Source organism: Peribacillus sp. NPDC055009 (genome assembly GCF_053608705.1).
Map to the genome: position 1 here is coordinate 48278 of NZ_JBSGVZ010000018.1, position 19531 is coordinate 67808.

Below are 19531 nucleotides of genomic sequence, written 5' to 3' on the forward strand. Positions count from 1 at the left end.
CCGATCCTCCCCTATTCCTGATCTCCTAATAAGAGCCCTTCTTCTATTTGGACATACTGTTCCCAAGCTTGATCGAATAGTGACATACTATCGAGATAGTCTGCATTCAATTCTAAATAACTGCTCAGTTCATTATAATCAGTCGATTGTTTTGGGAAGCCATGATCCTCATAGGCATGATTGGCAAATTTAGTGATTGCATCAATTTCCTTTGGTTGTCGAAATTTCATTAAATATAAATAAAATGGTCTCATGATGTTGAGCCCCCCTAAAATAACTATGATTTCTGCTTTAATATATCGGAAACTTCCGCTTCCGTCCACTTTTTTAAATAGAATTTGGTCTATTCTTACCCACTTTATAGAAATCCACGATTTTTCAACAAAAAATGCATTCATTTTCTTACGGAATTACACTTAAATATCGCACTCCCTTCCATATTAATCCCCATCCTTTTAAGATGGAAAATCTTTTTTTATACTTTTTTCATGAAGAAAGGAACGAAGTGCTTAATTCTTGCTTAACCCAATCTTTCAATCAAATGCACTTCAAAAACCTTATTATTTTCATTATCTGAAAAGGAAAATCCCCTTCATCTAAGATGGAAATAGTGGTTTGCACTAATTCTGTCCAAATGAGGGGATTTATACATTCATATATGGAAACGTACATGCATCCAGCCGCTAAAAGTCAAAGTAATTACGTTTCAATAGCCTCTTCATGTTCATTAGCTCACTGTACGTCGTTTGTTTTTCAAGCTGTTTAGTATCAATTAAAAATAGTTGATTTTCAATTTCCTTCACTATTTCATCACTTTGAAAAAATGCATCGCAACTCCCACAATGAGATGAAGGGGTCTCCGTAATTTCAACTGCCCTCGTACCATCCGGCAGTTCCCAATACACAGTTCCATTCACTGATGCAAGCTTCCCTTTCTCACACCATGGACACGTCTCCATGCTATTCATCTCCCTTAGGCGTGCTCTTTTTTTGCTGTGCCTGGAATTTCTTTTCTTTTAACAGATCCCGCTTTTCACGTTGGTTTTTCAATGAAGCATGCTCTGGGTTAGTCACGTAATTTTCCCGTCGATTCATTCGCTTCAGTCCCTCAGGCACTAAATTGAATTGCTTGTCGGTCATTAAACCAGATACACCTATATCTGATTGTTTTTCTTCCATATCAGGATATACCCCTTTGAAGTACTCATCTGCAAGTCCTGGTGTATATTGCTCAGGTTCGGGATATGTGGTTATCACACCTTCAAAATTGCGCAGCACCGTTTTGGTTGGAGATTGTGAAAGGATATAGTTCGGCTGAAGCGTGATTTTCCCTCCCCCTCCAGGAGCATCGACGACGAAGGTAGGAACAGCATACCCGGATGTATGGCCTCGGAGCCCTTCGATGATTTCAATGCCTTTTGAAATGGGAGCCCTGAAGTGACCGATGCCTTCCGACAGATCGCACTGATAAATATAGTAAGGGCGGACACGAATCTTAACAAGGTCATGCATCAGCTTTTTCATGATTGCGACACTGTCATTGATCCCCGCTAAAATAACTGCCTGGTTGCCCACAGGTACACCTGCATCGGCAAGCATCTCACATGCCTTCTTTGACTCCTCGGTAATTTCTATCGAGGTATTGAAATGAGTATTCAGCCAAACCGGATGATATTTTTTTAAAATGGCACATAAATTTTCAGTGATTCTTTGAGGAAAAACAACAGGAGCGCGCGTACCTATCCTGATTATCTCAACATGAGGAATTTCCCTTAAGTTTTTGAGGATATATTCAAGGATCGTATCATTGATCAATAATCCGTCCCCGCCTGAAATAAGGACATCCCGAACTGCCGGTGTGTCACGTATATAACCGATTGCAGCGTCCAATTGTTTTTTGGGCACGCCCATGCCAATTTGTCCTGAAAAGCGTCTCCTCGTACAATAACGGCAGTACATGGAGCATTGATTCGTCACCAAAAAAAGAACGCGGTCCGGATATCTATGGGTCAGTCCCGGCACTGGGGAGTCCTCATCCTCATGAAGGGGGTCTTCCATGTCATATTTGGTTTTATGCATTTCTTCCGAGATTGGGACCGATTGCATTCTGATTGGACACCTTGGGTCATCTTTATTCATTAACGAAGCATAGTATGGGGTGATATTCAATGGAATGGTTTTTGTGGAAATCCTCACACCTTCCTCTTCATCCGGAGTCAGGTTTATCACTTTCTTCAAATCATCAACAGTCCGGATCGTATTCGTAAGCTGCCACAGCCAGTTGTTCCATTGTTCTTCGGTTACATCTTTCCATAGCTCTATATCTTTCCAATTGCGATCTGGCTTATATAAGTCAAATAACATGGTTATACCTCCTGAGTTATGATAGTAGTATTAAATGCAAGAAGGGTGCCAAAATGACCCAATAATTCGAAGGCCCATAAAAAAAACCGGATTGCAGGCTGCATCCGGATTTTTTCCATTCAAATATGCTTTTTAATTTTATATTGCAAGGTCTGCCTTGGAATTTGCAATAGCTTCGATGCCTGAAAAACGTTACCGTTCGTTTGAAGAAGGGCCTCGGTAATCAACTTTGTTTCCATTTCAAGCATGGCCTCACGAAGCGGAAGTATTTTTTCAGTCGGGGTGCGCTTTTTTAAAGACTGGGGCAAATCTGCAAGGTTCAAAACATCATTCTCCGTATGGTTCATCATGAATTCTACGGTATGTTTAAGCTCCCTTACATTTCCAGGCCAATGATATTCCCGAAAAAAAACCTTTGTCTGCTCATCCATGCCTTTTATGGTTAATTCTAATTTACTGTTAAATATTGATATGAAATGTTCAGTAAGAAGCTCTATATCATCAATCCGCTCCCTTAGCGGAGGCAGCTCGTAGCTCAATACGTTCAATCGGTAAAATAAATCGGGCCTTAACCTGTTATCCGATACCGCCTTTTTCGGATCTATATTCATCGCTGCCATGATCCTCACATCCACCTGTACACTCTTTGTACCTCCTATCCTTCTTATGAACCCATCTTCGAGCACACGCAGAAGCTTTGCCTGCAAGTCAATCGGCATCGATTGCAATTCATCCAAAAACAAGGTTCCTCCATTGGCCAATTCAAACAGTCCCTGGCGTTCCACAGCACCAGTGTAGCTTCCTTTAGCCGTACCGAATAGAAGCGATTCCAATAAATTTTCTGGTAAGGCCGCACAATTTTGCGCGATGAATGGTTCTTTACTGCGGCTCGAACCCTGGTGTATGCTTTGAACAAAAAGCTCTTTTCCTACACCGCTTTCCCCATAAACCAACACCGATGAGGAGGAGCGGGCAGCCTTTTTCCCTTGTGAGATCAGACCTTTAAATCCAGCATCAATAGTCAGGATTTCAGTGAAAGAATATAATCCATCGGTTCCGGGCATTTTCCTTTCAGGACTTTTGATCGTCTTGAGCGAGCTTTCCAGGTCTGCTAGCCTTTCAGATAATTGCTTCAAGCTTGAATAATCCTTGGCAATCTCGATAGCACCTATCATAAACCCTTCTACATATATGGGGAGCGTCGTGTTTAACGTCTCAATGATTCGCCCATGTGCATTTACATACGATTGGCTATAGTTGTAGATTGGTTTTTCAGATTTAATGACTCTCAGCAATGTCGATGATTTGTGATTCAAAGAAGGGAAGGCTTCAAGCAAAGGTTTCCCAAGCACCTCACTTCTTTTCATCCCATCATGATTGGCCGCCACTTCGTTATAAAAGATGGTCTGTCCTTTTGGATCTATCACATGAATGCCTTCATCAATGGTTTCTAATATTGCTTCCAATACTTCACTTGTATTAAAAAATTCACTTGGCAAGATATCCCTCCTCAAGACCTTCTTGCTAGATGTATATGAGGAAATGCCAAAAACTTGTCATGTACCGCCTAAAATTGAGCATTCAAGTGAAATTTTTCACCCAAAGGTTCATGTCTTCCAGTTTATCGAAGATGTAACAGTTATTGGCCAAACGTCCGCGGTACGAGTATCCATGCTGATGCAATGCAGCATTCATGCCGAATGAGAGCGACCTGGCAATCGAATAAATACAATAAATTTCATGAGAGATAAGATATTCTTCAAGCGCGGAAATCAAGTGTTTCATCAAGCCGTACTGCCGGTGTTCCGGCAATGTCGCACAATCGGTGATTTCTGCGTTATGGTAAAAGGAATCAATTTCTGCTGAAGCAGCACTGACAATCCTGTCTTCATGGACATAAATATAAAAAACCGTTCCCCTTTCCATGCACTTTTTCACATATACCGGATCATTCATCGGCGTGGGATACACTTCAAAAACCTCCCCATACAATTGGGCCAGCTGAGGTGCATCGGTAACTTCCGCTTTACGGCCTTGATAGGCTGACGGCGGATTATCTAAACCGGATTTTATCGGCAGCCTCTGAACATCGGTAAGGATTTGATCTTCCTTTACCCATTCTGCACTGTTGCGCCTTGCATTCCGGTTATATTTAACAAGGAAGAAACAATCGCTTCCCAAAAAGAATTTGTCGATGCTTCCTTCATATAGAAAGCCCTGAGCAAGCAATGCCAAAACGTTTTCCTTTCGTGACTTGAAGATGATTTTTTCTGCTGAAATGTCTTTAGCCACCCTTAAAGATTCCTCCACGCATTCTTGAAAATGACCTAAATAATCATCAATCCTGATTCGCTTATTAAAATGGTCAATCGTAATATGTATGGTGCACCTTGGCTTTTGAATCCTTTTTTCAGTGATTCCAGCCTCCATTTGTCCCGCTCCCTTCAAAACTTCGAAATTGTTGCGAAAGGCCTGACCCTTCCTGGAATCAGACCTCCGGAAAAATGATTATTCCAGGTCCACCCCACACCATTCAATAATGGTCAATGCAATGATTTCCGCAACCTCCATCATTTTATCCACCTCTATATATTCGTTCGAATCATGGGCCATCTTCGTTTCCCCTGGTCCAAACACAACTACGGGGGTAGAGCCAACCGATGAAAGATACCCTCCGTCCGTCGCCCAAGGGGACGCTTCGACAAGCGGTTCCTCCCCTACCACTTTTTCATAATTAGTGCCAATTGTCTTCATGAGCGGATGTTCTATTTCGAGATTGCCAGGCAGCCATCTGGCCCCAAACCATTCTAATTCAATCGGTTTTTCTTTAAACCATGCATCACTCTCATTTAAAGCATCTATTCGCTCCATCAGCGATTTTTGTGCTTCTTCCATGGTTTCTGTCGGGGCGATGCCGAATCTACCTTCCAGAACGGCTGTATCCGGCACGGAGGAAGGCCAATTCCCGCTTTGAATGCTACCTATGTTGATTGGAATGGGGATAGGTACATTTTTATAGAGTGAATGACGAAGTGACTCATTCCGTTCTTTTTCGAGCATCTTGATTTCTTTCATTACACTAACCGCTTTATCTATTGCACTGACTCCTTCATACCTAGTGCCCCCATGTGCAGACTTGCCTTTTATTTTCAGTCGAAACCACATCGAACCTTGCTGTAAAGGGAATAGTTTCATATTTGTAGGCTCCGGAATGATTGCACCATCAGCTTTGTACCCCCGTATGACTGCCGCAAGTGTGCCGGCACCACCGCTTTCCTCTTCAATCACACTCTGGAATAGCACATCGCCCTTCAATTTGATTCCGGATTCGACGATCGCTTCAATGGCCAGCAATAAAGATACATTTCCGCCTTTCATGTCCGTCGTTCCCCGCCCGAAGACTTTCCCGTCCATTAACTTGCCGCTATAGGGTTCATCGTGCCATGCTGCAAGATCTCCTTCAGGAACTACATCAATATGTCCGTTTAAAATAAGGGATTTCCCCTGGCCCGTTCCTCTTTTAATAGCCACAAGATTCGGATTTCCTTTAAAGTCCCGGCGGTCGCAATAAAAATGGGGATGTTTTCTTAATTGTTCATCCCCGATTTCCCAAAGATCTATTTCTAGACCAAGTTGTCTGCACTTCTCGACCACTATGGCTTGTGCACTTCCTTCTTGCCCCCTTTTGCTCGGTTCCTGAACCAGTTTTTGCAAAAGCTGAACCCCATTCATCCGATGTTCATTCAACCATGTTTTTATTTTTTCCTCATACATATCCATTCTCCTCTCTCATTCTTTTAAAATATGGATGTTTTCAGAGACGGTAAACGAGGCTTCGGTCCGATTCCTGATTTCCTGAATGCTGGATGTATCAAATACATCAGTTAAAAGGAGGCCCCCCGAAGTTATGGAAAACACGCCTAATTCGGTGATGATCATATGTACGCATTTCTTGGCAGTTAACGGTAACGTACATTTTTTGACTAATTTAGACATGCCCGTTTTATCGTTATGTTCCATCAAGACAATGACCTTTTTGGCCTTTGCCGCCAGCTCCATGGCACCGCCCATGCCTGGCACCCGCTTTCCCGGGACAATCCAATTAGCGAGATCCCCCGCTTGACTTACTTGAAGGGCTCCTAGAATCGTGATATCCACCCTGCCACGCCGTATCATCCCAAATGCAACAGTACTGTCGCAGTAGGAAGCCCCGGCTCTAATGGTAATCGGCAGTCCGCCTGCATTGCAAAGATGCGCATCTTCCTTCCCCGTTTCAGGAGTACTGCCAATTCCCACAAGGCCATTTTCCGCATGAAACATAACTTTATGGTCATTCAAAAGATGATTCGGTACAAGTGATGGAATGCCAATTCCCAAATTGACCAGCATCCCATCGCTTATTTCTGCTGCTGCCCGTTTCGCTATTCTATTTCTATCTTCTGTTCCCAAACCCATTTCCAATCGACTCCTTTTGATGGAATGATATAATCCACAAAGGCACCCGGAACAATGATGTCCTCTGGATCCAAAGAGCCAAGCGGAACGATTTGCATGGCTTCGACTATAGTGATTTGTCCAGCTGCAGCAACGATTGGATTCGTGTTCCGGGCGCTTTTATCAAATATAAGATTTCCATAAGGATCTGCCATTTCTGCGTAAACAATGGCGATATCTGCAGTTAATGCCGGTTCCACCAGATAATTTTTCTTACCTAGCTTTACGGTTTGCTTGCCGTCCCGGACGATATCGGCCTCAATTCCAATATCGGTCAATATACCGCCTAGCCCCATCCCTCCAGCCCGTATACGTTCGACAAGTGTCCCTTGCGGAGAGAACTCCACTTCGAGTTCTCCATTGTTCATTAATAGTCCTGCATTTGGATTGGAACCGATATGGGAAACGATGATCTTTTTCGCTCGGCGTTGCGTGACCAGTTTTCCGATTCCGATATCGGGGAAACCTGTATCGTTACCAATCAAGGTTAAATCCTTAATGCCTGATGCCAAAATCAGATTGATCAATCCAGGAGGCGACCCTATGCCACCGAATCCCCCATACATGATGGACTGATTATCTTTAAAGTGATGGCGCACATCCTCCAAACTACAAATCTTCCTGAATGTATTTTCCACCACTATGACTCACTTCCTTGTTGTGATGAACGTTTACCTATCGATTCATTGAATTGTCTAAAAGTTATATCGACCCTCATTAACAATTCAGCACACTCCTCTTCCGATATCGTTAACGGAGGGGAGATGATGATGGCTGCCCCGGTTACACCATCAAGACCTGCTGCGGCGGGATAAAGAAGTATTCCATTTCCCATCCCCAATTCAATGATTTCATTTGTCACGTCTGCCTCCTTCGGAAATGGGGCCGATGTTGCTTTATCCTGGACAAATTCGATGCCAATCAATAAACCTTTCCCGCGTATATCACCGATAAAGGAATACTTCCCTGCCAAATTTTTTAGGCCCCTAATCAGGTAATTCCCTCTGTCGGCCGATTTTTCGACAAGATCATTCCTTTCGACATATTCCAAAACGGCCAAAGATACCGCACACGATAACGGATTAGCACTAAGCGTATGGCCTCCTATAATTGATTTCGAGCCTTTCATTATGGGCTCCATCACGTTTTTGGTCATTACTGCGGCTGCTATTGGGGTATATCCTCCACTCATACCTTTACCAAATGTTACGATATCAGGTTCCACATCCCAATATTCGGAAGCAAGCATCTTACCGGTACGTCCAAAGCCGGTCATTACTTCATCCGCAATGAATAAAATATCATTCTCTTCGCATATTTTCTTGAGTTTTCGATAATAACCATCAGGAGGAACGATGGCCCCTCCTGCAGCGCCGATAACAGGTTCAGCAATGAATGCAGCTATATTTTCACTGCCAATACGCCGGATTGACGCTTCCAATTCCGAAGCACAGGCCATTCCGCACGAATGTGAATCAAGTTGAAGTGGACATCGGTAACAATATGGAGGAGATACAGAAGGATATGATTCAAGCAAAGGAGTAAATCGTTCCCGGCGAATCGGATGTCCGGACATTGAAAGAGCCCCCATCGTGATGCCATGGTAGCTCATCCATCTCGATATGATTTTTTGTTTCTTAGGCTTCCCTTTTTCCTGCCAATGCTGAATGGCAATTTTCAATGCCGTTTCAGTCGCTTCGGAGCCGCTGTTTACAAAAAAGCTGTATGTTAGCTCCCCTTTGGTCAATTCTGCAATTTTTCCGGCAAGTTTCTCTGCAGCATCGCTGGTGAATTGGGAACGATACACGAATGAAACCTGCTTAGCCTGTTTGACCATCGCCTCAATGACCTCCTGGACTCCATGGCCAATATTGGCTGTAACAGCACCGGAAGAAGCATCTAGGTAATCCTTTCCATCTTTATCGTACAAAAAAACTCCCTGACCATGACTGATAGTCGGGTAGGCTCCTCCCAGGACCGGTTTGATCAATGAAGACTGCTCCATAAGCCTGCACACTCCTTCTCTTTAAAAACAAATGCAATATAATAAAGTGTATGTCCAGGTGAAGGCAATCTTGCTAAAGAAATTGCCCTAGGCATGTAATCGGATAAGTTTCTTGGTTTCATGGGAGATCGTAAAAAAAGGCGACAAAAAAAGTGTATCCGCAAAAGATACACTTTTTTCTTACAATACGCTATTTAGTTTTTCTTCACGAATTGACTCCAAAAAGCTTTCATCCTTTAAAACAGCCAGCACATTTTTATAAAAAGCAGCTTTATCGATAACTGAAGTATGTACATATTCATACTCTTTTAAAGACGGATGACGCAAAACATTTTTCATGCAGGAATGACAAACTTTTTTAGTTCCTAACTTATAGTAGTTTAAGTTACTTGCATCCCCATTAGAAGTGTCTTCGTTACATACGAAACATGTATGGCTCACACGGCCTTTTTTATTATACTCGGCCAAAGCCCCTTCTAAACGAATGGATGCTGGAATTGTTAATAACACATAATCACCTTTTCTATTTTAAATCTCTTAGTATTATATCAGAAAAATAAAGAATTTGAACTATTAGACTCATATTCCCTAATAATGCTTGTAAAATAGGACAATTTCCAGGGCTTACAAGAGGAAAGACTCCTAAAATACACCAGAATGCAAAATATATTCATACATATCCCGAACAGATTAAGACACCGTCCACTTTTTGAACGGCGTCTACATAATGTGTCAGGAAAGGATCTGGATCGTCGCTTTTCCATTCTTCACCTTCATTACAGCTTTTGAACCAACCGGCACCGTTACAAATGGATGGACATGACCGAAGTTGGCATTTGCGATCACAGGTATGCCATTTATCTCCTTTTTGGAAGTGATGATTTCCTGCAAGGCATATTCAGTCATTCCGGAATCCTTTTGGAAACGGCCGATGACGATTCCTTTAATCCCACTTGCACCCGGCTGATGGAGCAAGGATTGTAAATCCCGGTCAAAACTGAATGGATGGCTTTCTTCGTCATCTTCTATGAAAAGGATGCTGTCCTTTAAAGATGGCATGAACTCTGTCCCTTGCAATAGATTGAGTGTACAAAGATTACCTCCAATGATTGTTCCTGCCGCTTCACCCTCCTGAATGACCATATATCCACCATTCGGGTGGAAAGTTCGGTCATCCTGTTCTAAATGCCAGGAATCATCACTCCACGTTTCACTTGGCTCAAGATAAAAGCCTTCACTTTCAATTACAGCCTTTTTAAAATATTCCATCGTATATTCCAGACCAGCCTTCATCCCGAACGTCGAGAAATGAGGACCTGAATATGTAGTTAAACCTGTTTTATTATAAATGGCCAATAAAATTGCGGTTATATCACTATAACCCATCAACACTTTTGGATTTTCCTTGATCAAATCATAGTCGATATATCGTAACAATTGGTTAGCGTTATACCCCCCGATGCTTGTAAAAATCCCCTTCACATTTGGATTCCTGAACGCCTCATGCAAATCCTCGATCCGGTCTTCGATCGAATTCGAGAAAAAGTCATCATGGAACAAAGCCGTTTCACCATATGTCACTTTAAAACCAAGTTCAGTTAACCTTTCTTCTGCCAATCTGCGTTGTTCCCCTTTGACAATCGCCAAACTTCTTGAAGGAGCAATTACGCGAATTTCATCCCCTGCTTGTAAACGGGAAGGTTTCATATCTTTATCCCCCTAAATTAATTACATTCTGTCGTTATTTTAGCAGAAATGGTGAACAAAGAAAAACCCAGAACCTTCATGGTATTCTTTCACACAAGCTATTTTGATGCAGATTGGCCATGCCGGTATCTGGAATGGAATTAGGATTGGTTATGTATCGCCTGTCCACCTTGGATTTAACCTGCCTTTTCAGTCAACAACCATGGAACCTAAAAAGGTCCACCCACATTCCTAACATAAAGAAAAAACCAGCTTTATCAGCTGGTCTTTAGGTTATCGTATTAGCAGCAGAATGAAGCGCCGATGATAATCAATAGAATGAACAAGACAACGATTAATGCGAAGCCTGATCCAAATCCGCAGCAACCACCGCCACCGCCGCCGCCGTATCCACCGCCACCATAACCAAATCCTGGTCCTGCAACATTTCCACCATATCCGTACATTAAGTTTCACTCCTTTTAGAATTCTTATTTCTCTTTACACCTTACCATATGTCAATACGCCCGCCTTGGTCTGTGCATTTGCCCATTTTTCTGGATTTAAGAAAAAACTTCAAGCAACACCATCTTCACCTGTAATCATTCAATGGCTGAATTACCGCGACTAACCATGAAAAATGTCAAAAAAACATTTCATACTTATTGTGTTACGTTAAAATTGGGATATAATAAGGAAAAAAGAATTCTTAGCCTCTTTAAGCTATCTCATACCTACATGGATACATAAAAGGCAATACGGGGGAACATAATTGAAAACGAACGCAAAATCCTTCATCCCTTTCGCTGCAATCGCCACGATCCTTCTAATCAGCTATATCCTTCAAAAAGTCCCTAAAACATATGGATCAGATGATTCGATAAATGTTTATCAAAAATTCCAATCAGGCCAGCCCATTCAATATCTCGTCATTGGTGACAGTATCGGAAGAGGGTCGGGAGCTGAAAAGCCTAATCTAACATGGTTCAAACAGTTAGAAAATAAGATGAATGAAGCCAATGATATTTCTTTACACGGTGACTACGTGGTCCAAAGCGGAGCCACAGCTTTTGAAGGCCTATTCAAGCTTTCCCAAAAAAGGGAGCATGATCACAAAGATCTGATTTTCTTCGTTTTTGGTGAGAATGATCGCAAATATATGAACGTCGATGATTTTACCATGACATATGAAGCGTTAATGAGAAAGGCGAAACGTCTCCACCCTAATGCTGAATTATTCACAATAACAGAGAGTTCCTTGAAATATGAGGAATTTGCGTCAGCCATCGGACTTTTATCCAAACAATACGGTGCAACCAATGTGGATATGCGACCCATATTCAAAGATTCAGGATATACGGAAAAACAGCTGACAAGAGATTTGATTCATCCAAATGGGCTGGGTTATAAATTATATGCTGATGCAATTTATGAACGGTTCCTGGATAACTTCAAACGGGAAAAGGCTGTAGCAGGCCTTCCATCTAAGCTGCATGACCGTTCTGAATTTGAATTATCGGAAATTGACCACTATGGAAAAATGAGCGGTTTCCGTCCAAGGGGTGGCTATTACACTAGCAGTGAAAAGGGCAGTGTGATTGAATATACCTTCAATGGAAGTATGCTTGGTGTTAAACTGCTTAGAAGTCCTGATGGCGGGGAAGTGAATGTATGGATCGACGGAAATGAAATCACGACTTTGAATACGTGGTGGCCATTTGCCCGTGAAAGATATTTATTTATCACAAATGGGCTCCGTCCCGGTTCACATACTGTCCGTTTTGAGGTGACTGGCAGGACTAAAGCAATGGAACTTACCACCATTCCATATGTCCGGATCGCATCAATCATCACAGATTGAATACTACCCAATAAATAACCCCCTATCATTAGCTGATAGGGGGTTTTGCATTCAATCAAACAGCTTTTTGTACTCTCCGTATCCTTCTTTTTCAAGATCTTGGAGCGGGATGAACCTTAATGATGCAGAATTGATGCAATAGCGTAATCCCGACGGTCCCGGCCCATCATTGAAAACATGACCCAGATGAGAATCGGCAGTTTTTGAGCGGACTTCTATCCTTCTCATACCATAACTCGTATCGAGGTTTTCCACTACTTCCTCTTCTTTAAGCGGTTTAGTGAAGCTTGGCCAACCACAGCCTGAATCGAACTTTTCCTTTGAAGTGAAAAGAGGATTTCCTGAAACGATATCCACATATAATCCTTCCTCCTTCAAGTTCCAATATTCATTGTTAAAGGCTGGTTCCGTTCCATTATTTTGTGTGACTTCATATTGAATCGGAGTGAGTTTCTGTTTTAATTCTTCTTTACTTTTCATTTTTTTCCCCCCAGTGATGTTGTATAAATGCTTTCCGTCCTGAACCAATCGAATATCTTTCATAATGCTCAGGTTGCTTTTTATAATAATGCTGGTGGTAAGTCTCGGCTGGATAAAACGTTTTGGCTGGTATAATCGGCGTTACGATCGGTCCTGAAAATTTCCCGCTTGCCTGCAGCTTAGCCTTGGATGCTTCTGCTATTGCACGTTGGTTTTCGTCATGATAAAAAATGGCCGTTTGATAAGAACTTCCCCGGTCATAAAATTGCCCGCCAGCATCTGTCGGATCAATTTGCTGCCAGAATAACCCGATTATCTCCTCATATGGATATACGCTTGGATCAAAGGTGATTTGAACTGCTTCATAATGGCCAGTCGTTTCGGAGCAAACTTCTTTGTACGTAGGGTTTTCCGTAGTCCCGCCCGTATAGCCAGAGATAACGGATTCGATGCCAGGCTGTTCATCGAATGGTTTCACCATGCACCAGAAACATCCGCCTGCGAATGTTGCCTTCTCTAATTGCTTTGTCAAATGAAAATCCTCCTTTTTTACAAACAATCCATTGAATGAATTTTAACGCTTTTATATGACCCTGTAAAATAATATGCCGATCGACCCTTTTCACGAAAAATCGTCCCTACTCTTTTTAAACGGGAGACACACGCCCAAGCATGACAACATATGATATGAACATACTGGAAAAATGAGAGGTGTTGGAAATGAGCGATAAACAATCATATTCACAAAAATCGGTAACATATGATTTACTATCGTCTTATTACAAAAACAGCGATCCGCAATTACATGATTATTATTTCCATAAGCATTTGAAAAGTCTCGAAAAATCAACACAACAATTGAGATATGAACAAATGAGTGTACTACCGCCTGCACAAGTACGCTTTTTACATGCTGCCCCAACAGCTCCATCATTTGATGTTTATGTAAATGAAATGCCTATCCTTAAAAATTTCTCATATAAAGAGAACAATGGTTATTTACCACTCCCCGCTGGCAAGTACCCATTGGAAATATACAGCAGGGGACAAAGCGCCTTACCTCTTTTAAGCTGTAAAGTGACACTTGAAAGCGGGACTTTCTATACCATTGCTGTTGCATCTGCCCTGGCTAATGAATCATTGAACATGTTATCTTTCGAAGATAATCCATTTGTTCCTCCAAATGAAGCAAAGGTACGATTCATTCAGCTTTCACATGATTTACTCTCGGTGGATATTGCCGTCAAAGATGGAGATGTCGTTTTTGATCAACTTCATTTCAGGAAAGCAAGCGAATATCTTAATATACATCCCATGATAGTAGACTTCGAAGTGAGGATAGCTGGGACAAAAGAGATCGCACTCCCTTTGCCAAACAAAGCCTTCCAAGTCAATACTCCTACAACCATTTATTTAATTGGTTCGAATCGGCAGACATCCTCACTAGAAACCTTAACACTATCTCCATAAATGGATAAAAAACCAGGATGCATCGATCCTGGTTTTTTATCCATCTATTCACTATCACTGTAATGATGATGGGATGGTCAATAAAAATGAAATATCATCATTTTTCAGGTCGAATTCATTCGCCTTAACCCTAATATCGCTTTTCAGTTCCATATCCTGTAATGACACATAAATACTTTCATCATTGGGACTGATGCTAACCCAATCCGGCATATTATAACGCTCATTTATTAAATTCATTACATATGAAACAGGAAGGTTCATTTTACCGACTGCAATTGATTTTTGCTTCAGGATCAAATCCCCATTCTTTTGGGCAATTGGTTCAAAAGTCAATTTCATTTCCACTTCACGGTTGAAAAATGGCATTGTTCCATATAATTCGACTTCATCCGTTAAATACACTTCGTAGTGAATGGATCCCGTCAACCCCTCTTTATCCAGATACTGGTTGATTAATCTTGTCAAATCTTCCCGATTCGTATGAATTTGAAATTGGATATCTTCTTCATGGCTTACTTTGGGTATCAGATCTTTATCTTTAGTCGGCAGATTAACTAAAATCGTTACAAACAGGATGACCAGGATGTTTAGGGCTAATAGGGAAATAAACAAAGTCTTCCATTTGACATTTGTCATTCTTGGTCATCATCTCCTTTGGCACTCGCTTCCAATGTGTCCTTTCCGATAGTGGTAATATCCATATCATTATAGATTCTTGTTGCGATTAATTCATACCCGCGGTCATTTGGGTGAAAATAATCCTCGGCATACAGCAAATCTTCTTCGGAATTCTCGAAAATGTCTGCTATTTCAATAAAATAGGCTGAATCATATTCTTCAATGATCTCTTTTCCGCTTTCATTCCAATCATTCATGATCATATCAAGTTCATAAAAATCTCCGAACCATTTGGAAAATGGATTATAGACGCCTACAAGGTAAATTTGCGCAGATTCATTTTCGGAACGAACCTTATCAAGTATCTGCCTTAATCTTTTTTCATACCCTATTTTTGCCGAATCAAACTGATTCAGTTCCAAGTTGGAGAAATTCTGTTTAAAGACCTTCATGATATCATTTCCACCGATTGTGACGACAATCGAGTCAGCTTGCTTTATGTCTTCTTTAATCCTAGTCTTATCCAGTCTTTTCAATAGTTGGTCGGTCCTATTTCCACGTATGCCATGATTAATCATCTCAACTGAAGTAATCGATGGTTCTTTTTCCAGCTTATTTTGTAAATAAGGCAGATACCCGCCATTATCTTTACTATCACCGACACCTTGAGTCAAGGAGTCGCCAATCGATACGATTTTCACAGGGTCCGGAAAAAAGCTGGCAGGAATGGTTTCCTTTTTACTCAGCTCAACTATGCTTTTCTGCTGAACAGATGGCTGATTTGAGGCTGTTTCACTTTGACTGCAGCCTGAAATCCAAACTAGGCATATGAAAAGACAGGTGATTTTGTATCTCATGACCCTCACCTTCCTACCCATATATTATATCATGCAGAAAACGAAAGATTGCAAACAATATACTTCATTGTACTTCCAGAATTGAGCATTCCTTACTATACAATATGAAAAATGCAGTGAATTAAAGCTAGTCCTATAAAAATTAGCATGTACTGAGCATGTAAAATCATTCTTCACCACTGCTGTTTCTTCATAAAATTATTGCTCATTTTCAGCATCTTTAAAACTACATTGAAATCATAATAAAGATGGATGAAAACAGAAAGAACAGGTCATTTAACCTGTTCAATAATTCTGTAAAATTTTAATATGCTTAATGATTTCATCAAAGGGAATATCCTGCAGGCCTGTATAATCCATGATGATCTTTCCTTCTTGATCAATCAGAAAAAAGCTGGTACCATGAATCACCTGATCTTCTGCTTCTGGCTTTTTGACTATCGTTTTAAAGTTATCCAATGCAAACTGCTCGATTTCTTCCTGTCCATAACCGGTCAGAAAGTGCCAGTTGCCGTAATCCACATTAAATTGGTCACCAAACTTTTTTAAAACATCAGGTTTGTCAATTTCCGGGTCCACGGAAAATGAAACGAACTCTACATCAGTAATACCTTCATCCTTCAATTGCTGATGCAGCTTCGTCATATTCGAAGTCATGGGGAGACAGACCGTCTCACAGCTAGTGAATATAAAATCCGCTACCCAAACCTTTCCTTTGAGATCGCTTTTTGAGAAAGGTTTACCCTCCTGATCGATGTAACTGAAATCTTCAAGATCCCAATTTTTGGCATCAGGTACACCATTGGAACCACATGCTGTCAACAGCAAAAAAATTGATGCTCCCATAGCTGCCATAAGCAATTGCAGCTTTCTCATCCCTACCCCGTCCTTTATGTATAAAATATTCTGTTACTTCATTTATTCTAACAGACCAATCGGAATGAGAACAGCAACTATTTCTACGAATTAAAGACAATTGTAAAAGTGACAAAACCGTCGCCAAACGCAGTTTCACATGGTTTATCCATATCAGTCCCAATAATACATGATTGCCATTGCGCCTTCACCCGTATGGGTACTTACGACGGCAGTCGTTGCTTCTATCTTTATGTCTTGATATCCTGTTAAGTCTGAAATGGCGTGGCGCACTTTATCGGCTATTTCAAGACCATTCGCATGGACAAAACCAATGCCTCTAATTTTTTTGCCTTGAGTATCTTCTTTGAATTTCTTGATGATGAACTTCACGACCTGTGACTGGCTCCTAGCTTTGGATACAGGATTCAGTACACCATCATCAAGAAGTGCAATCGGCTTTATGTGCAGCAATGAACCAATAAAAGCAGAAACTTTGCCAATTCTTCCACCCTTAACTAGGTTATCAAGTGTTTCTATGACAATGATTAAACTTGACTGCTTTTTAATATGTTCCAGTCGATCAATTATTTCAGCTACGGATTTCCCTTCCTTCGCCATCTTCGCTGCCTCGATCACCTGGAATGACATCGCTTTTGAAATGAATTTCGAATCAAGAACGGTAACCTTCGCTTCAGACATGCTTGCTGCGCTTTCCGCTGAGCGAACTGTACCGCTCATGCCACCTGTCATATGTATGGAAATAATCTCGCTGCCGTCTTTTCCTAGTTCATCATATACCTCCACAAAGGTACCTACGGCTGGTTGTGAGCTTTTTGGCAGTTCTTTTGACTGGTTCATTCTTTTCAGGAATTCTTCTTGTTCGATTTCAACCTTATCCAAAAAAGTCTCCCCATCTATAAAAATCGATAAAGGGACCATTGTTATATCATAAAATTCCAGTTCCTCTGGTGTCATATCTACTGTCGAGTCTGTTACTATCTTTACTTTATTCATCATTACACATCCCTAAATTAACATATCTATTGTATTATACCTATTCAAGGTACGCATTCAAACCAAAGGTCTTTTTTTATCAAGTGAAGTGATACTAGTCTTTTGAAATGTTCACACAAAAAAAGACCGTCCCATGAGCTAACCTGAACACATGCCGATTTATTAGATATTGCATGGCATTCGTGTCATCTCTTTTAACGGAGATGTTAGCTATGGAACAGTCCGCATTAAGCATTATTTAGTAAACTTCCAAAAAAAAGCTTGTTATAAACGGGCCATTTGAGTACGGATGCTAAATAATGCTTAAATGAGTAATTTTCTTTATGATCTTTATTGGCAAAAACCTTCTTTACAAATACTTCCAAACGCACGGTCAACATAAAAAAATTCGGATCACTAGGCAGTAAGACAGGTATTTCTGAAATTGTGACCTTATGTCCAAAACAATCTTTGAATTCCAAGCATTTGAACATCAAAATATCAATCCTCATTTTTCACCGATTGCTTACATTATACACAATAAATCCAAAAGTATAAATATTCAAATGTGTAAAAAAACAGACAAATCAGATTGACTTTCACAAAAAAAAAGACCCATAAAGGACAAAATGCCTTTATGGACCTCTTTTTATAAACCTTCCTCGTAGGTGCCTTCCCGCAAGCTTTCACGTTTCACCCTTCGTTTATAGACGACTTTAGATAAAGAAATACTGATTTCATATAATAACAGCAGCGGAACCATCACCATAAAGTCTGACATAAAGTCGGGCGGCGTAATCGATATCGCTATGACAACAAGTACAAAGTATGCATACTTCCTTAACTTTTGAAGCACATAAGGATTAATTATGCCAAGGGAGGTCAAAAACATGGTAACGACGGGAAGCTCGAATAAAACAGCAAAAGGTATCGTCATATTAAATACGAATGAAAAGTACTTATCCGCTGTAAAACTGGTTATGAACATCCCATCGCCCAATTCAATCAAAAATTGAAGAATGGTCGGGAAGATGACAAAATAACCGAAAGCAAGCCCTCCGATAAAAAGCAGGAAAAGTGCCGGAATATAGGCAAGGGTCGCCCTTACTTCATTTGGCATCAAAGCGGGTTTAACGAATAACCAGATTTGCAGGGCAATTACCGGTATCGTTGCCGCAATGGCTACGACACCTGCAAGCATAAAGTAAATCCAGATAATATCGCTCGGTCCCAATACCATCAGTTCAAAATCGAGATCTTTCACGAACCAATTATAAATCTCCTCAACATAAATAAAACTGGCGATAAAAAAGATGACAAAAGCAACAGCTGTAATGATGAGCCGTTTTCTCAATTCATCGAGATGATCGATGATATTTAATTCTTTATCTTCCAAAGTTGATCACGCCTTCATCTGAAAATCCGTATCTTTGTTCCAGCATAAAGGCGCAAGACGGTTGCATCTTACGCCCAGCATTCAATCATTCATGATTTTTTTGTTGTAGCTTCTTATCTTCTTCATAATCACCTTTTGTTAAATCACTCGTGGACTTTTTAAACTCACGAAGTGTTTGTCCAAATGCTCGTCCAATTTCTGGAAGTTTCTTCGGGCCAAAGATAATTAAAGCCAATATTAAGATGAGAATTAGACCAGGTACTCCAATGTTCGACATGGATACATCCCCTTTGGTGTTGTAATTAGACCTACCCCGATTATAATACCATTTCCAACCAATTGAAAGGAAACTGGAAATTCGTCATAGAATGGTAACAATTATCGACAGTATGCCCATATACGACTGGGCCGGCAGAATAAAATGTAAAAACATAGGTATTATTCTA

The 19531-nt window shown here is 40.9% G+C and carries 23 protein-coding genes; 2 read left to right on the forward strand and 21 right to left on the reverse strand.

All coding sequences use genetic code 11. The features are described 5' to 3' along the window. Window positions 1-11 precede the first annotated feature (11 nt). The 12 genes from ACWF5P_RS21550 to ACWF5P_RS21605 form a co-directional block, all read right to left on the reverse strand. A complete protein-coding gene (locus ACWF5P_RS21550; RefSeq protein WP_101225334.1) occupies window positions 12-254 on the reverse strand; it encodes a YozE family protein in 243 nt (80 codons plus the stop codon). 429 nt (window positions 255-683) lie between these two features. Beyond that, window positions 684-959: a YokU family protein gene (locus ACWF5P_RS21555; protein ID WP_434167173.1), complete on the reverse strand. Its 276-nt coding sequence runs from the start codon at window positions 957-959 to the stop codon at window positions 684-686. Between the two features lies 1 nt (window position 960). Beyond that, window positions 961-2364, reverse strand: coding sequence for a lysine 2,3-aminomutase (gene kamA / locus ACWF5P_RS21560; RefSeq protein ID WP_101225269.1), 1404 nt, complete (start codon window positions 2362-2364; stop codon window positions 961-963). 119 nt (window positions 2365-2483) lie between these two features. Then, on the reverse strand, window positions 2484-3863 hold the full coding sequence (locus tag ACWF5P_RS21565) for a sigma 54-interacting transcriptional regulator (RefSeq protein ID WP_434167174.1): 1380 nt from the start codon (window positions 3861-3863) through the stop codon (window positions 2484-2486). 82 nt (window positions 3864-3945) lie between these two features. Further along, a complete protein-coding gene (gene ablB, locus ACWF5P_RS21570) occupies window positions 3946-4794 on the reverse strand; it encodes a putative beta-lysine N-acetyltransferase (protein ID WP_101225271.1) in 849 nt (282 codons plus the stop codon). A gap of 78 nt (window positions 4795-4872) precedes the next feature. Further along, window positions 4873-6144, reverse strand: a complete 1272-nt coding sequence (locus ACWF5P_RS21575) for a peptidase (protein ID WP_434167175.1) — start codon at window positions 6142-6144, stop codon at window positions 4873-4875. Between the two features lie 9 nt (window positions 6145-6153). Next, complete coding sequence (locus ACWF5P_RS21580; protein WP_452445252.1) at window positions 6154-6819, reverse strand: 3-oxoacid CoA-transferase subunit B; 666 nt, start codon at window positions 6817-6819, stop codon at window positions 6154-6156. Next, the gene (locus ACWF5P_RS21585) at window positions 6786-7496 is read right to left on the reverse strand and encodes a CoA transferase subunit A (RefSeq protein WP_452445286.1); all 711 of its coding nucleotides are present in this window, start codon (window positions 7494-7496) and stop codon (window positions 6786-6788) included. Before ACWF5P_RS21585 ends, ACWF5P_RS21580 begins: the two co-directional genes overlap by 34 nt. Window positions 7497-7498: 2 nt before the next feature. After that, the gene (locus ACWF5P_RS21590) at window positions 7499-8863 is read right to left on the reverse strand and encodes an aspartate aminotransferase family protein (RefSeq protein WP_452445253.1); all 1365 of its coding nucleotides are present in this window, start codon (window positions 8861-8863) and stop codon (window positions 7499-7501) included. A 180-nt stretch (window positions 8864-9043) separates the two neighbouring features. Beyond that, a complete protein-coding gene (locus ACWF5P_RS21595) occupies window positions 9044-9373 on the reverse strand; it encodes a hypothetical protein (RefSeq protein ID WP_101225275.1) in 330 nt (109 codons plus the stop codon). 222 nt (window positions 9374-9595) lie between these two features. Next, window positions 9596-10570 (reverse strand): S66 peptidase family protein, encoded by a 975-nt coding sequence (locus ACWF5P_RS21600; RefSeq protein ID WP_452445254.1) that lies wholly within the window; start codon window positions 10568-10570, stop codon window positions 9596-9598. 281 nt (window positions 10571-10851) lie between these two features. Next, the gene (locus tag ACWF5P_RS21605) at window positions 10852-11016 is read right to left on the reverse strand and encodes a YjcZ family sporulation protein (protein ID WP_452445255.1); all 165 of its coding nucleotides are present in this window, start codon (window positions 11014-11016) and stop codon (window positions 10852-10854) included. A 305-nt stretch (window positions 11017-11321) separates the two neighbouring features. Between ACWF5P_RS21605 and ACWF5P_RS21610 the strand changes: the two genes are divergently transcribed. Continuing rightward, on the forward strand, window positions 11322-12410 hold the full coding sequence (locus ACWF5P_RS21610) for a GDSL-type esterase/lipase family protein (protein WP_452445256.1): 1089 nt from the start codon (window positions 11322-11324) through the stop codon (window positions 12408-12410). Window positions 12411-12461: 51 nt separating this feature from the next. On the opposite strand, the gene msrB is transcribed toward ACWF5P_RS21610, so the two are convergent. Next, entirely contained in the window at window positions 12462-12890 is a 429-nt protein-coding gene (gene msrB / locus ACWF5P_RS21615) for a peptide-methionine (R)-S-oxide reductase MsrB (RefSeq protein WP_101225279.1), read from the reverse strand. Continuing rightward, window positions 12880-13422, reverse strand: a complete 543-nt coding sequence (gene msrA, locus ACWF5P_RS21620) for a peptide-methionine (S)-S-oxide reductase MsrA (protein ID WP_434167179.1) — start codon at window positions 13420-13422, stop codon at window positions 12880-12882. The genes msrB and msrA overlap by 11 nt, the downstream gene beginning before the upstream one ends. Window positions 13423-13610: 188 nt before the next feature. Here msrA and ACWF5P_RS21625 point away from each other — a divergent pair, with 188 nt between their 5' ends. Beyond that, on the forward strand, window positions 13611-14360 hold the full coding sequence (locus ACWF5P_RS21625) for a DUF4397 domain-containing protein (RefSeq protein ID WP_434167180.1): 750 nt from the start codon (window positions 13611-13613) through the stop codon (window positions 14358-14360). Between the two features lie 54 nt (window positions 14361-14414). Here ACWF5P_RS21625 and ACWF5P_RS21630 read toward each other — a convergent pair whose 3' ends face one another. The 7 genes from ACWF5P_RS21630 to tatA all read right to left on the reverse strand — a co-directional run bounded on the left by ACWF5P_RS21630 (window position 14415) and on the right by tatA (window position 19362). Beyond that, window positions 14415-14999, reverse strand: coding sequence for a YpmS family protein (locus tag ACWF5P_RS21630; protein WP_101225282.1), 585 nt, complete (start codon window positions 14997-14999; stop codon window positions 14415-14417). Continuing rightward, window positions 14996-15838, reverse strand: a complete 843-nt coding sequence (locus ACWF5P_RS21635; protein WP_101225283.1) for an SGNH/GDSL hydrolase family protein — start codon at window positions 15836-15838, stop codon at window positions 14996-14998. Before ACWF5P_RS21635 ends, ACWF5P_RS21630 begins: the two co-directional genes overlap by 4 nt. 285 nt (window positions 15839-16123) lie before the next feature. Then, on the reverse strand, window positions 16124-16714 hold the full coding sequence (locus ACWF5P_RS21640; RefSeq protein ID WP_402937725.1) for an SCO family protein: 591 nt from the start codon (window positions 16712-16714) through the stop codon (window positions 16124-16126). Between the two features lie 153 nt (window positions 16715-16867). Then, a complete protein-coding gene (locus tag ACWF5P_RS21645) occupies window positions 16868-17710 on the reverse strand; it encodes a DegV family protein (RefSeq protein WP_101225285.1) in 843 nt (280 codons plus the stop codon). A 227-nt stretch (window positions 17711-17937) separates the two neighbouring features. Then, window positions 17938-18201, reverse strand: coding sequence for a DUF2535 family protein (locus ACWF5P_RS21650; protein WP_306804680.1), 264 nt, complete (start codon window positions 18199-18201; stop codon window positions 17938-17940). A gap of 137 nt (window positions 18202-18338) precedes the next feature. After that, window positions 18339-19085 (reverse strand): twin-arginine translocase subunit TatC, encoded by a 747-nt coding sequence (gene tatC / locus ACWF5P_RS21655; protein ID WP_101225286.1) that lies wholly within the window; start codon window positions 19083-19085, stop codon window positions 18339-18341. Window positions 19086-19170: 85 nt separating this feature from the next. Next, window positions 19171-19362 (reverse strand): twin-arginine translocase TatA/TatE family subunit, encoded by a 192-nt coding sequence (gene tatA / locus ACWF5P_RS21660; protein WP_034307557.1) that lies wholly within the window; start codon window positions 19360-19362, stop codon window positions 19171-19173. Window positions 19363-19531: the final 169 nt, after the last annotated feature.